The following is a 13,940-nucleotide window of genomic DNA, read 5'->3' on the forward strand; positions in this document are numbered from 1 at the left end:
GATTGGGTCGAGACGTAAAAGTTTCTGGAGACAGATGAAAGCTTTCATCAGTAAAATTACGTATTTTCTTCATAAAAATTTTATAAAAAATTAACAATATCATGGCTGTGGGTTTATCAAGACTACATCAAAGAATAAAAGAGTTAGAAATACACTGAGACTCATACTGTCGGGGTTCGTCAAAACGATATATGAACAGAGAGTTTTTACCTAGAAAGTTTTTCCCTTTTCTAACGGCTGCGATCGCATTGACTGGAATCTTTGCTAAGGCTGAATTTGCGAATGCGGCAATATTGGAGTACAAAGCAGAATACAAACCGTCTGTGGATGAGGCTGCACCCTACGCTGGATATGGTTTTACAGACATCATCAAATCGCCTTTAAGTATCAAAAAGTTTAACTCGGCTTTGGGTATGCTTAAAAGTGTAACGATAGAGTTTTTGGGTGATATCAAAGGAGATGCAGGCTTTGAAAACAAAAGCGCAACACCGTCAACAGTTACAGTAGACCTTTCGGGTTTGCTGCAATTGCAACTACCAGACAATACCTCTGTATTTGAGTTGAATCCACAAAAAAAATACAGTTATAACGTTGCCAAATATGACTGCGTATTTGATTATGATGGGGCTTCTGGTAAAACCTTGGAAGGGTTGACGGCTACCTTGGCTGATACCAAAACTTACACTGATAGCAGCTTATTAAAATTCTTTAGTGGTTTAGGAAATACAGACCTGTTGTTTACAGCAAAAGCACAGTCATCTGTCAGCGGGTCGGGTAACGTAGCATCTTATGTTGCTACTTATGCTAAAGCAAGTGTGAAAGTTGCGTATAACTATGAGGAACGAAGACGGGTAGCTGAACCGTCTAACTTTATTGGTTTGAGTTTAGTAGTCGTCACTGGGCTATTAGCAAAAAGACGCTTAAGTTGTATTTAATTACACCTGTATTTGGTTTGTTAAGAGGATAGAGCAAACCCTCCCCAAGGTATCTTAGGGAGGGTTTTGACTTCTGCTAAGAACAATTGTACTATAAATGAGATAAGCAAATAGGACTCGTAATGCGAAAGCGCGTACTCCCTTTGAACCAGAAGAATACCTATTTAATTAACCGCAGAGGCGCAGAGGACGCAGAGAGAAGATAAATCACTATAGGTAATTTTAGACCGAGAAGGGAGTAATAACCTCTTATGGGAATCATAACCTTAGTGTAATGCATAAGTGAGGGGTCAATGCCAGACAATCAAAATCAACCCAGTGAATTTGACGTAGTATTGGGTGAAAGAGTCCCGCTTCCCATAGGAAACGTCGTTTTGGGAGGAATTGAAGGAGTTAAGCGTCGATTGAAAAGTACAGTTGTAGACGCACGACTTGCAGCCCTTGGCGAAGCACTCAATTATGGAGAAGCAGGTCTAAAGCTGATACTTGAAATGCTGAAAGATGAATCAAAGCAAGTGCGACTTACGGCTGCTCGATTGTTACGAGAGAAAGGAGGTCAAAAGGAAAAGCAGATATTAATAGATTGCGATCCATGGTTATTTTTCACAACATTAGAGGGCTGGAATCAAGACACAGCCGTGCGAACAAAAAAACAACTAGAAAATCTGTTGCAAGAGCCGCAAATAACCAAGTTAGAAGCTTTAGTATGTGAAATTGAGAAGAATTCCTCATATCATCAAAGAAAATTTCAAGATTTTGTCAATATCCTGGTTGCTACTCGCGATAAGCTACCTCATCTTAAAGCATTATTTATGGGAGATCCAAGCGATTCCGAACAATGGGAGCGTGGATACTCCCGAATATGTCTAAGTAATATTAGTCCAATTCTTAAAGCCTTTCCTAATTTGCATGTCTTGCATCTTTGTGGATTCTTTGGTCACTCTAGCAATCCAATTTTAAAAAACAATCAAAAGCAAGAAATATTACAAATTCGCAATCCTGATGGTTCTCCAGTAGTTTCTAAAAAAACACACAAAGAATTAAAAACGTTGATTATTGAAGGAGCAGATTTAACAGACGAACACATTGCTGAAATTTGCCAGATTGAATATCCATCCCTAGAATATCTTGAATTGTGGCTGGGCAGACGAGATACTGAGAAAATAGTTAAAAGTTTAGCTCCTCTTCTATCTGGTAAATCGTGTCCTAATTTGGTTTATTTAGGATTGATTGGGAGTGAAAATACAAATGCAATTGCTAGATCCATATCTCGCTCGGAGATTATTAAACGCTTAAAGGTGCTAGATTTGGGGAAGGGAAAGTTGACTTTTGCTGGGGTTACAGATTTACTCAAATGCCCGACAATCCAGAACTTACACACTCTCAACGTTTCTGAAAATTGTTTGCCTCCAATTGCACTTGACCAATTATTTAATCTCAATTGTCAACTCATTGCTGATTCCCAGTTTCATGACAGTTATCGCTTTTATGATGACAGCGATCGCTATTATACAGCATGGGAGTAAGGGTTATGTTAAAAAAATTGGCGATCGCATCACTCAGGCGGCAAAAGCCTATTCTCCATTTTCATCAAGAATTAACGATGGCAGTACCTTGGTATATCCAAACAATGAATATGGTGGCTTAAGCTTTATTACCAATAAGCAAGACTTGCAAGTTTTTTTAGACAGAGGAACACATATATATAATTGGCGAAACTCAGTCAGGCGATCGCACGGGTATTTATCTAAGAAGTGACTTTGTTGACAATCCATAACCGCCAACCTCTTTTATTTGGAAAATGCTTGCACCCGGTCAATACAGCCCTGCTTTACCGCAGAAGCTAAAATGTCTTTAGCACCAAGTCGCTTAAAGTAAAGTGCTGCGTAATTCCTCTGCCTTTGCGTACCGTTGAAAAGGTAGTGTTGAATTCGCTCTTTTCCTTGTGGTGTATTGACTAAACCTAGAGTATAGTCAACAAGCTTAAAAGTGGCACTGTTTTGGTCATTCTCTAGACTTTCCATCAGTGTATCGACATCGGATGCTGCTCCAGTGCGCCCCATAGCGACAAAAGTATCGTACCTATTGCTTTTTTGAGTGTATTCCTCAAGTATCTGTTTCACTACAGGCTCTTCTCGAGAAGCAAGTAGCAAATAAGCAGCATTCCGTACCATCCATAATTTATCTTCCAATGCCTGAATGACCAAATTCAAACCTGCTTCGCCATATTTCAGCGCCTCTTTGAGCGCAGCGACTTTTTGCTCGACAACTGGATTTGCCAACCGTCTTCTAACACCTTCTAACCCTCCTAAAACAGCACCATTAACTGGGGCTGGGGATACTGTTTGACCACCAAGGACAGCATCATCGACTCTTGGTTGATTAGTACTTTCTGGCATTGTACCTTTATTTTTGACACTATTACTTAGTATTCCCAATTACTTGAGGTAAGCGCTCGGCGAATCTTAACTGCTTCAGCCGTTAAGCGGGATTAGGTTAATAGGGGTTTTGAATTTTCTTTAGAGCAAATGTACTATTAAAAATGAGATAGCAAATAAGACTCGTAATGCGATGGCGCTTACTGCTTTGCAGAACCCAAATCCTTGTCCTATCAAACAAGAACTGGCATTTGGCGATCGCAGAATTACTAGATGGAAGATTGCGATCGGCTACCATAGCAGTTTTCACTTGAATGAAGTACAGATACATCCGCGTTCGCCCGCTACAGGCTGCAGTTTCACAACTTTTTTATGTATTGCACCCAATTGAAAACCGCTATAAATACATCAAAGAGGAATCCGCTATATTTCAGTCCCGTTGCCGGGAATCGCTACGTTTCAAGTCTTCCACCGCGATCGTCGGAAGCTATCAAGGCAAGTTTCAGTCCCGTTACCGGGAATCGCTACGTTTCAAGTTGCCGAACAAACGGCATTGGAAAGGGTGTGTGGGGTTTCAGTCCCGTTACCGGGAATCGCTACGTTTCAAGTTCCTGTTGATGCGACACGCAGTAGCAATGTTATCATTTCAGTCCCGTTAACGGGAATCGTACGTTTCAAGGCTCAAAAAATAGCCTCAGCCCGGCTCAGCGCAAGCCTTTTGTTTTCAGTCCTTACCGGGAATCGCTACGTTTTCAAGACATACCCAGTTCATTGAGATGGTAGGTAACTAATGTTCAGTCCCGTGACCGAATCGCTCACGTCTTCAGAACTCATAAGACTCTATAGTTTCTTTTCCATTTAAAGTTCAGTCGCGTTACGGGAAATCGCTACGTTTCAAGTTGAGATGAATTTGAGATGCGCTATACCACCCTTCTGAAATTTTCAGCCGTTACGGGAATCGCAACGTTTCAAGAAAAGCGTTCAACTGATGAAGCGAACTATCGAGCTTTGTTTCAGTCCCGTTACGGAATCGCTACGTTTCAAGGCTAAATGTAGCTTCCGACATCCGAACTTAACTGTTTCAGTCCCTTACCGGAATGCTACTTTCAAGTGTCATTGCAGATCTCTTTGCTTATTTTAGAAAAAGTTTCAGTCCCGTTACCGAATCCTACGTTTCAAGTGATTCTACATGATAATAAGATGTGTGATGTGGTTTCAGTCCGTTACGGGAATCGCTACGGTTTCAAGCCCCCAGCGTTGCGGCTGTAACCCCCAGTTTGGAACGTCCAAGGTTTCTCCCGTTACGGAAATCGCTACGTTTCTAGCATAAATTGCATTCTGGCTTGATAGGGATAATTAACGGGGTTTCAGTCCGTTTACCGCGACATCCGCTACGTTTCAAGTACTGAAAAGTTTACAAAAGCTTACTCAACACGCCGCACTATTCAGTCCCGTTACCGGGAAATTCGCTACGTTTTCAAGGAGAAAACTAGCCGCGAATCGCACCTGCGCTAAGCATAAGTGTCAGTCCCGTTACCGAATCGCTACGTTTCAAGTGTCCCAATCATGGCGTGAAAATCATCTCTAACCATTTGTTTCAGCCCGTTACCGGAATCGCTACGTTTCAAGATTTGAAAATAACGGGTTTAGGCTAGCGTTTGAGTTTCAGTCCCGTTACCGGGAATCGCTACGTTTCAAGGACTTTTTTGAAAGCATTCTTCCCAGTTATGCTTTGAATCTGTTTCAGTCCGTTACCCGGAATCGCAACGTTTCATAGCTGATGGTAGGTTCAGTTTCCACCGCAGAAGATGGTTTCAGTTCCCGTTACGAATCGCTACCGTTTCAAGTTTCTATAGGGGTATATAGAGATTTAGCGTAACCTGCGTGTTTTCAGTCCCGTTACCGGAATCGCTACGTTTCAGTACGATTGGCGTCATTTATAGACTCTTAGGAGTCTCCTGTGTTTCATTCCTTACCGGGAATCCTACGTTTTCAAGACGATATAGAAGCAACTCTAAATTTGATATATTCTTTTCAGTCCCGTTACCGGGAATCGCTACGTTCAAGTACGCTAAATAAAGTTTTCAATTTGCAATTAGCTGTTTCAGTCCGTTACCGGGAATCGCTACGTTTCAAGGTAAGAAGACTCTATTTTGAATCATCGTAATCAGAGTTTCAGTCCCGTTACGCGGAACGCTACGTTTCACAGCTTATGCTATACAACTACCAGACGGCTTCTAGTTGGTTTTCAGTTCCGTTGACCGGGAATCGCTAGTTTCAAGGACAACTCTAGTCTGATGGGTGTTTCATTATTGGCTAGTTTCAGTCCCGTTACCGGGAATCGCTACGTTTCAACTGCTGAAGATTTATCTGCTAATCCTTTAGTTAAACCGTTTCAGTCCGCGTTACGGTGAATCGTACTTTCAAGTCGCCATTAAACACCTAAACAGAACAAGGAATTCTACAAGCAGTTTGGCAGAACGAAAATGACACATTCACGCCTCGCTTATATATATAACTATCAATAGTCGATATTCAAAAGCTTACCATTATTTTGTCTATTCTGCTGTTTTGCAGACCCCCCAGGTTTAGCCTCGCTTTGATCTGCCACATAAAGCTACTAACCAATATATAATAATTTGCTTTTGTCTCGAGGCTTTTTCGAACCATCAGGTAATAGTTCGCTTCACTGCACCTGCATCAAGTAGTAACACGCACTGCAATGTCCTCTGTTGGATTATTTTCAATCTTGATTTGCATTCGGTAATTTAACGCAGTTTAAAAACAATTCAAAACACACTGTATTCGCGTTCCAATTTCCATAACCCTCCAGCATTTTGTGTAACCGATATTTCGACGCTTGTTTGCCGTCTTGTGTCGGGTAATCGTAAATAATCAAATAAAATAGTGTGTCATTGAGGTTTGGAAATTTAGATTAATTTAAGTGGTGGCGGGATACCTTCACTTCGGTTTAAGCAAGCTTGCTCGCGTTGAGTAGAACAAAGAACTTTCGGCTCCTACAGTCAAAATTTGCGCTCGCAAGCGTGGGTTTTGTCCAATTCTAACGTGGTTTTGCTAAAAAGCCTTCCATTTACGAAAGGTTGGGTAGAGCGAATGAAACCGCGCCCAACAAAGCTGGATAAATTTGGGTTTTCGTTCCCCACCAACCTACATTTCGAGATACTTGCAGATTGGGCTTTGTCAATCGCTTATCTACTACCGCAAAGCAAAGTGTTTGTAGGGAATCCCCTCTTGTAAATGCGGCTTAGCAAACGCTGGCTTGAAAGCTTCGATCGGCTCGTCCGTGTTAGGTCAGCGATAATTTAAAGATTGGATGGGTCAATTCATCATTCATTTGTTTCGCTCGAAAGCTTCTAAAAAGTTTTTCTTCCAGTATCGAAAGCGGTAATGGCACCTAACTTTCGGTAAAAATCTTGGGGTTGAATTTCTCGTTTGCTCAGATACTCCGAAACAGATTTGTGGAAATAAGAGCGCGAAATTCTTCCCATCAAATTCCAATACCATTCCTGGTTTGTCCCGTGGACTTCATGTAAATAACCAATATAGGGGTCAAGTCCCGCTAGATGAAACGGCAGCTGATTGGGTTCAGCAAAGCATAAAGAAAGCTCAATAAAGCATTACTGGATTCGGTGGGTGGATTGCGATTGCGTCATTGAAGTCCTTGTTATTACCTACATTTTTTGCAAAGGCAAAATATTCCTTGCTGCTAAACTTCGACTCCCTCACTTGGTCAATGGTTTGTTGATTTTTAACAAGATTTTTTGCGTTCTTTGAGATGTTTTGTCCCTTGATTGTGGCGATAGAGTACGTTGTACTGATTGGTGAATTTTTGGTAGCACTATGGCTTTGACTAGTGTCCAAAAGGCTGGGTAGGGTCATGCACTAATATTCGGATAGCTAATGTATATTGACATTACGAGTATCCAGGAAGAGCAGAAACTAGAGTATTTACCCCACAAAAGAAAGATAGTGGACGGACCAACACCATACCAATTCTAGAGCGTATACAGAGCTATCTCCGTTCATTGAGGATTGCATGAGAACAACTTGTTCGGCAGTTTGGGCTGGTATAGTTTTTTCTTTCCAAGAACCATCTTCTTGTTTGAGAGAGCGGTGAAGGCTTCGTAGACTTTACTTTAAAATTGTTCAGGTTGAGTAAGTAAATTACAGTCATTGCCGATTTTTGGATTTTGGATTTTGGATTTTAGATTGGTGGACTCAGTATTGGGTGGTGCGGGATTTGCTTGCATTTGTCTAAATAAAAACAAACATCTTATGCATTTTACTTAAAGCAAGGTACAAGATGCTCCCAATACATAAATAGGTAGGTAGGAAAACCGAACTATGTAAAAATATGTAATATGTTAAAACCCTTACAAATGACCAATGACAAATAACAAATGACGACTCATCTATTGGAGAAAGCATGCTTTGACTCAAAGGTAGCAAATTCTCTGTAAGCTACAGATTGACACTTTTTGGTATTGTCAATTGGTATCGGCATTTCTCTCGTAGCAGCAAGTTGAGCTAGGGCTATGGCATTCTCTGTGGCTTGTCGTATTCTGGGGTAAAGGCTACGGTTTGTCGTCTGCGATTGGTATGGTAAAAATCACACCGTAAGTAATACTGCGTCCGGTGCGTTCTTCCAAACATAAGCAGCACCACAGAGTTGAAAATGATCGTTGAGGTGTTGTGCCATCTTGCTTTTTTGTATTCCCTGGCACAAGTTGCCCTTCTGACTCTTCCACCGCATCGATAATTTCCGGCAATTTTCAAGCGATCGCTCATACCATTGTTGTTGGCGAATATGGTACCCTTCGGCGATCGCTAATTCCTCATTAATATTACGTGTAAATGGCGACTAGAATAATATGCTCGTTATCTTCCATTCCCCCAGCACATATTAGGTAAATATCGGCGCGGGCAATATTCCCAAGCGTTAAGATACGCCAGGGGTAAATATTTCAAGTCATAGCGATTTCAACCTGTCCCATACCCATTGCAGTTTTTCTGCAATTCCAGCAAATATGGCAAAGTGGGCTAAGATAGTGGAATCTGGCTTGTTCGCTGTCTGCAAATTTATATCGAACCAATCCTCAGCACCGATTTCGCTCCGCCTTCCATTTTCATGGCGTAGGTTTTTCAGTTCGTAGCCGGAAATAATAACATTCCATTCGACTTTAGGGAATTTTAAGGCTTCTGGTGCAATACATTCAACGTCGTAATAATCCGTTAAAAACCAAGTCGGGTAGGGGAAAAGGTTGGACGTTTTTAACTTGTTTGAAGCTGGTGGGGGAAGAGAATCGCAAATCGATAGTATTTTGGGCTGGTAATTGAGGCAATTTTCTCGAAGCTAGTTGTTTGGGTAATGTCAATCCAGCCTTCCATTCTACAAGGAATTCCGCTAGGGTCATTTCTGCCTAAGTCTGCATTCATTCCCCATAAAAAGGAGCGAGTAATTCTTTTGCAACAAGCTGATTTTTGAGGAGGATTTTTTTAGGAGAACAATATTCCATCCAGTTGTTAGGGGTAGGGTTTCTTGTTGGTGTATGATTTCGGCTAATTCTGGCTGGTGTTTGGCAACCAGCGAAAACACAATGCATGGATAGCGCGTGCTACAGTGGGAGGAAAGGGTTGAACTGAATTAACAGCGATTTGAATTCTGTGAAGGGAATCGGAATTAACTTCACACCACTGATTTCATAAAGTCTTGTTGCCATTCAACAGATTACTACGCGCAATTTGCCTCCACACATCCCCATACAATTGTCGTATAAATTTGCGTGTGGCAGTACAGGCATAATTTTTGTTCACGCATCGTTTTGCGTAGGGGTATCCAGATGGGGTTAATATCATCATGAATATCTTCCTGTTGTAGCATTCGCTTAAGTTAACTGGAGCGGTGTTTATTTGAGTGGGGCGTAGATTACAATTAGTCCGGCGAAAGTTGGTTCTGTTTTTGGTTGATTGAGCCAGAATTCGTAGTTTTTGGAGTATCAGTCTCTTTGGTAGAAGTCAAACCAGGATTTTTACCTTAACTTCGCTCTACAGTGCCGTTATGACTTCTACCAAAGAGACTGAACTCCAAAAACTACGAATTTCTGGCTCAATCAACAAAACAGAACCAACTTTCGCCGGACTAAGTGTAATTCTACGCCCCACTCAAATAAACACGCTCCAGTTAACTTAAGCGAATGGCTACAACAGGAAGATATTCATGATGATATTAACCATCTGGATACCCACGCAAAACCGATGGCGTGACAAAAATTATGCCTGTCTGCCACACGCAAATTTATACGACAATTGTATGGGGATGCTGTGGAGGCAAATTGCCGCGTAGTAACTGGTTGAATGCGCAAAGACTTTATGAAATCAGTGTGTGGAAGTTAATTCCGATTCCTTCACAGAATTCAAATCGCTGTTAATTCAGTTCAACCTTTCCTCCCCTGTAGCACGCGCTATCCAGCATTGTGTTTTCGCTGGTTTGCCAACACAGCCCAGAATTAGCCGAAATCATACACCAACAAGAACCCTACCCCTAACAACTGGATGGGAATATTGTTCTCCTAAAAAAATCCTCCTCAAAATCAGCTTGTTGCAAAAAGAATTACTCGCTCTTTATTGTGGGGATGAATGCAGACTTAGGGCAGGAAATGACCCTAGCAGGAATTCTTGTAGAATGGAAGGCTGGATTGACATTACCCAAACAATAGCTTCGAGAAATTGCTCAATTACAGCCCAAAATACTATCGATTTGCGATTTCTCTCCCACCAGCTTCAAACAAGTTAAAACGTCAACCTTTTCCCCTACCGACTTGGTTTTTAACGGATTATTCGACGTTGGAATGTATTTGCACCAGAAGCCTTAAATTCCTAAAGTCGAATGAATGTTATATTTCCCGGCTACGAACTGAAAACCTACGCCATGAAAATGGAAGCGGAGCGGGAAATCGGTGGCTGAGGGATTGGTTCGATATAATTTGCAGACAGCGAACAAGCCAGAATTGCCACTATCTTAGCCCTTTGCCATATTGCTGGAATTGGCAGAAAAAATGGCAATGGGTATGGACAGGTTGAAATCGCATGACTGAAATTATTTACCCTGGCGTATCTTAACGCTTGGGATATTGCCCGCCCGATTTTACCTGAATATGTGCTGGGGGAAATGGAGATAACGAGCATATTATTCTAGGTCGCCATTTACACCGTAATATTAATGAGAATTAGCGATCGCGAAGGGGATACCATAATTCGCCAACAACAATGGTATGGAGCGATCGCTTGAAAATTGCCGGAATTATCGATGCGGTGGAGAGTCAGAAGGGCAACTTGTGCAGTGGGAATACAAAAAAGGGCAAGATGGCACAACACCTCAACGATCATTTTCAACTCTGTGGTGCTGCTTTATGTTTGGAAGAACGCACCGGACGCGGTATTACTTACGGTGAGATTTTTACCATACCAATCGCAGACGACAACCGTAGCCTTTACCCAGAACTACGACAAGCCACAGAGAATGCCATAGCCCTAGCTCACTTGCTGCTACGAGAGAAATGCCGATACCAATTGAACAATACAAAAAAGTGTCAATCCTGTAGCTTACAGAGAATTTGCCTAACTTTTGAAGTCAAAGCATTGCGTTCTCAATAGATGGATCGTCATTTGTTATTTGTCATTGGTCTTTGTAAGGTTTTTTAACATATTTACATATTTTTACATAGTTCGGTTTTTTCTACTACTATTTATGTATTGGGAGCATCTGTACCTTGCTTTAAGTAACATGCATAAGATGTTTTGTTTTTATTTAGACAAATGCAAGCAAGATCCCGCACCACCCAATACTGAGTCACAATCTAAAATCCAAATCCAAAATCCAAAATCGCATGACTGTAATTTACTTACTCAACCTGAAGCAGTTTTAAGTAAAGTCTACGAAGCCTTCACCGTCTCTCTCAAACAAGAAGATGGTTCTTGGAAGAAAAAACTATTACCAGCCCAAACTGCGAACAAGTTGTTCTCATGGGGCAATCCTCAAGTGACGGGAGATGCTCTGGTATACGCTCTAGAATTGGGATGCCGTCCACTATCTTTCTTTTGTGGGTAAATACTTAGGTTCTGCTCTTCCTGGATACTCGCGTAATGGTCATTACGATAGCACAATATCGAGTTTATCATGACCTACCCAGCGTTTGGAACTAGTCAAAGCCATAGTGACTACAAAAATTCACAATCAGTACAACGTTCTCTATCGCCACAATCAACGGGACAATCCCTCAAAGAACGGAAAAATCTTGTTAAAATCAAAAAACCATTGACCAAGTGAGGGGAGTCGAAGGTTTAGCAGCAAGGGAATATTTTGCCTGTTGGCAAAAATGGTAGTAAACAATGGCATTCAATGGACGCAATCGCAATCCACCCGATCCAGTCAATGCTTTATTGAGCTTTTCTTATGCTTTGCTGAAAACCCAAGTCACTGCTGCGTTCATCTAGCGGGACTTGACCCTATATTGGTTATTTACATGAAGTCCACCACGGACAACCAGCAATGGTATTGGATTTGATGGAAGAATTTCGCGCTCTTATTTCGCGACAATATCGTGTTGGGAGTATTGAGCAAACGAGAAATTCAACCCCAGATTTTACCGAAGTTTAGGTGCATACCGCCTTTCCGATACTGGAAGAAAACTTTTTAGAAGCTTTCGAGCGAAAAATGATGACTGAATTTACCATCCAATCTTTAATTATCGCTGCACCTACGACGAGCGATCGAGCTTCAAGCCAGGTTGCTAAGCCGCCATTTACAAGAGGGGATTCCCTACAAACCACTTGCTTTGCGGTAGTGATAGGCGATTGACAAAGCCCAATCCTGCAAGGATCTCGGAAATCGTAGGTTGGGTTGAGGAACGAAACCCAACATTTATCAGCATTGTTGGGTTTCGCGCTTCGCTCTACCACCTACGTTAAATTGGATTTTAGCAAAACCTACGTTAGAATTGGACAAAACCACGCTTGGCGAATCGCAATTTTGACTGTAGGAGCCGAAAAGTTCTTTTTTTCTACTCAACGCGAGCAAGCTTGCTCTAAAACGAAGTGAAGGTATCCGCACCACATAAAATATCTAAATTTCCAAACCTCAATGACAACACTATTTTATTTGATTATTTACGATTTACCCGACAAAAAGCGGCAAAACAAGCGTCGAAATCGGTTACCAAAATGTGAGTGGTTATGGAAATTGGACGCAATACAGTGTGTTTGAATGTTTTTTAACTGCGGTAAAATTTACCGAGATGCAAATCAAGATTGAAAAGTTAATCAAACCAGAGGAAGATTCAGTGCGGGTGTACGTACTTGATGCAGGTGCAGTGAAGCGAACTATTACCTCATGGTTCGGAAAAGCTCGACAACAAGAAGCAATTATTATATAGTTGTTAGTAGTCTTTTGTTTGGCAGATCAAAGCGAGGGCTAAAACCTGGGGGTTCTGCCAAACAGCCAGAACCTAGACAAATTAATAGTTACAGCGTTTTGATATTCGTACTATTGATAGTTTTATCAATAAGCGAGGCGAAATGTGGTCATTTTTTCGATCTGCCAAAACTGCTTGTAGAATCCTTGTTCGTAAGGTTTTAGATGGCGACTTGAAACGTAGCGATTCCCGGTAACGGGACTGAAACGTTTAACTAAAGGATTAGCAGTAAATCTTCAGCAGCTGAAACGTAGCGATTCCCGTAACGGACTGAAACCTAGCCAATAATGAAACACCCTCAGACCTAGAGTAGTCCTTGAAACGTAGCGATTCCGGTAACGGGACTGAAACCAACTAGAAGCGCTCTTAGGTTTGTGATAGGCATAAGCTTGAAAACGTAGCGATTCCCGTACGGGACTGAAACTCTGATTAGCGATTTGATTCAAATAGTTTCTTACCTTGAAACGTAGCGATTCCGTAACGGGACTGAAACAGCTAATATGCAAATTGAAAACTTTAGTTTAGCTGCTACTTGAAACGTAGCGATTCCGTAACGGGACTGAACAGGAATATATCAATTTAAGTTGCTTCTATATCGTCTTGAAACGTAGCGATTCCGGTAACGGACTGAAACAGAGACTCCTTAAGAGTTCTATAAAATGACGCAATCGTACTTGAAACGTAGCGATCCCGGTAACGGGACTGAAACACGCAGTTACGCTATCGTCTATATACCTATAGAAACTTGAAACGTAGCGATTCCCGGTAACGGGACTGAACATCTCTGGTGAAACTGAACCTACCATCAGGCTTGAAACGTAGCGATTCCGTAACGGGACTGAAACAGATTCAAAGCATAACTGGGAAGAATGCTTTCAAAAAGTCTTGAAACGTAGCGATTCCCGGTAACGGGACTGAAACCTAACCGCTAGCCTAACCCGTTATTTTCAAATCTTGAAAGTAGCGATTCCGGTAACGGGACTGAAACAAATGGTTAGGAGATGATTTTCACGCCATGATTGGCACCTTGAAACGTAGCGATTCCCGGTAACGGGACTGAAACTTAATGATAGAGCATAATAAATCTCTCTAGTAATCTACTACAAGCGAAGCGGAAAAAGGTGACTGGACTTATA

Annotated in this window: 13 protein-coding genes and 1 CRISPR repeat array; of the genes, 10 read left to right on the top strand and 3 right to left on the bottom strand. The window is 41.6% G+C overall.

Annotation, left to right across the window (positions count from 1 at the left end):
• Positions 1-191 precede the first annotated feature (191 nt).
• The 3 genes from F7734_RS36560 to F7734_RS36570 all read left to right on the top strand — a co-directional run bounded on the left by F7734_RS36560 (position 192) and on the right by F7734_RS36570 (position 2,693).
• On the top strand, positions 192-935 hold the full coding sequence (locus F7734_RS36560) for a choice-of-anchor E domain-containing protein (RefSeq protein WP_155749386.1): 744 nt from the start codon (positions 192-194) through the stop codon (positions 933-935).
• A 293-nt stretch (positions 936-1,228) separates the two neighbouring features.
• Positions 1,229-2,461 carry a hypothetical protein gene (locus F7734_RS36565; protein ID WP_155749387.1) on the top strand — a complete coding sequence of 411 codons (1,233 nt, stop codon included), beginning with the start codon at positions 1,229-1,231 and terminating at the stop codon, positions 2,459-2,461.
• Positions 2,406-2,693, top strand: coding sequence for a hypothetical protein (locus F7734_RS36570; RefSeq protein ID WP_155749388.1), 288 nt, complete (start codon positions 2,406-2,408; stop codon positions 2,691-2,693). The genes F7734_RS36565 and F7734_RS36570 overlap by 56 nt, the downstream gene beginning before the upstream one ends.
• Positions 2,694-2,725: 32 nt before the next feature.
• On the opposite strand, the gene F7734_RS36575 is transcribed toward F7734_RS36570, so the two are convergent.
• On the bottom strand, positions 2,726-3,334 hold the full coding sequence (locus F7734_RS36575; protein WP_155749389.1) for a hypothetical protein: 609 nt from the start codon (positions 3,332-3,334) through the stop codon (positions 2,726-2,728).
• Between the two features lie 172 nt (positions 3,335-3,506).
• Here F7734_RS36575 and F7734_RS36580 point away from each other — a divergent pair, with 172 nt between their 5' ends.
• The gene (locus tag F7734_RS36580; RefSeq protein ID WP_155749390.1) at positions 3,507-3,704 is read left to right on the top strand and encodes a hypothetical protein; all 198 of its coding nucleotides are present in this window, start codon (positions 3,507-3,509) and stop codon (positions 3,702-3,704) included.
• Positions 3,705-3,741: 37 nt separating this feature from the next.
• A CRISPR array of direct repeats spans positions 3,742-4,636; the repeat unit is 39 nt; unit sequence GTTTCAGTCCCGTTACCGGGAATCGCTACGTTTCAAGTT.
• 3,272 nt (positions 4,637-7,908) lie between these two features.
• Here the strand turns inward: F7734_RS36580 and F7734_RS64230 are convergent.
• Both F7734_RS64230 and F7734_RS36595 read right to left on the bottom strand, forming a co-directional pair.
• Positions 7,909-8,103, bottom strand: coding sequence for a hypothetical protein (locus F7734_RS64230; protein WP_243147287.1), 195 nt, complete (start codon positions 8,101-8,103; stop codon positions 7,909-7,911).
• Positions 8,104-8,547: 444 nt separating this feature from the next.
• A complete protein-coding gene (locus F7734_RS36595) occupies positions 8,548-8,748 on the bottom strand; it encodes a hypothetical protein (protein WP_155749391.1) in 201 nt (66 codons plus the stop codon).
• Positions 8,749-10,600: 1,852 nt separating this feature from the next.
• Here F7734_RS36595 and F7734_RS36600 point away from each other — a divergent pair.
• The 6 genes from F7734_RS36600 (at position 10,601) to cas2 (ending at position 12,765) form a co-directional block, all read left to right on the top strand.
• Positions 10,601-10,987, top strand: coding sequence for a Dna2/Cas4 domain-containing protein (locus F7734_RS36600; RefSeq protein ID WP_243147288.1), 387 nt, complete (start codon positions 10,601-10,603; stop codon positions 10,985-10,987).
• A 139-nt stretch (positions 10,988-11,126) separates the two neighbouring features.
• A complete protein-coding gene (locus tag F7734_RS64235; RefSeq protein ID WP_243147289.1) occupies positions 11,127-11,441 on the top strand; it encodes a hypothetical protein in 315 nt (104 codons plus the stop codon).
• 281 nt (positions 11,442-11,722) lie between these two features.
• The gene (locus F7734_RS65640; protein WP_279239805.1) at positions 11,723-11,827 is read left to right on the top strand and encodes a CRISPR-associated endonuclease Cas1; all 105 of its coding nucleotides are present in this window, start codon (positions 11,723-11,725) and stop codon (positions 11,825-11,827) included.
• A 70-nt stretch (positions 11,828-11,897) separates the two neighbouring features.
• Positions 11,898-11,990: a hypothetical protein gene (locus F7734_RS65645; protein WP_279239806.1), complete on the top strand. Its 93-nt coding sequence runs from the start codon at positions 11,898-11,900 to the stop codon at positions 11,988-11,990.
• The gene (locus F7734_RS64245) at positions 11,991-12,191 is read left to right on the top strand and encodes a hypothetical protein (RefSeq protein WP_243147290.1); all 201 of its coding nucleotides are present in this window, start codon (positions 11,991-11,993) and stop codon (positions 12,189-12,191) included.
• Positions 12,192-12,555: 364 nt separating this feature from the next.
• The gene (gene cas2 / locus F7734_RS64250; RefSeq protein WP_347566348.1) at positions 12,556-12,765 is read left to right on the top strand and encodes a CRISPR-associated endonuclease Cas2; all 210 of its coding nucleotides are present in this window, start codon (positions 12,556-12,558) and stop codon (positions 12,763-12,765) included.
• Positions 12,766-13,940 lie beyond the last annotated feature (1,175 nt).

Source organism: Scytonema sp. UIC 10036, assembly GCF_009725235.1.

Excerpts from the sequence above, each read along its gene's own strand:
- F7734_RS65640 (WP_279239805.1), top strand. The coding sequence starts at position 11,723 with ATGGCATTCAATGGACGCAATCGCAATCCACCCGATCCAGTCAATGCT.
- F7734_RS36580 (WP_155749390.1), top strand. The coding sequence starts at position 3,507 with ATGGCGCTTACTGCTTTGCAGAACCCAAATCCTTGTCCTATCAAACAA.
- F7734_RS36595 (WP_155749391.1), bottom strand. The coding sequence starts at position 8,748 with ATGACCCTAGCGGAATTCCTTGTAGAATGGAAGGCTGGATTGACATTA.
- F7734_RS65645 (WP_279239806.1), top strand. The coding sequence starts at position 11,898 with ATGGAAGAATTTCGCGCTCTTATTTCGCGACAATATCGTGTTGGGAGT.
- F7734_RS36575 (WP_155749389.1), bottom strand. The coding sequence starts at position 3,334 with ATGCCAGAAAGTACTAATCAACCAAGAGTCGATGATGCTGTCCTTGGT.
- F7734_RS36600 (WP_243147288.1), top strand. The coding sequence starts at position 10,601 with ATGGTATGGAGCGATCGCTTGAAAATTGCCGGAATTATCGATGCGGTG.
- F7734_RS36565 (WP_155749387.1), top strand. The coding sequence starts at position 1,229 with ATGCCAGACAATCAAAATCAACCCAGTGAATTTGACGTAGTATTGGGT.
- F7734_RS36570 (WP_155749388.1), top strand. The coding sequence starts at position 2,406 with ATGACAGTTATCGCTTTTATGATGACAGCGATCGCTATTATACAGCAT.
- F7734_RS64235 (WP_243147289.1), top strand. The coding sequence starts at position 11,127 with ATGTTTTGTTTTTATTTAGACAAATGCAAGCAAGATCCCGCACCACCC.
- F7734_RS36560 (WP_155749386.1), top strand. The coding sequence starts at position 192 with ATGAACAGAGAGTTTTTACCTAGAAAGTTTTTCCCTTTTCTAACGGCT.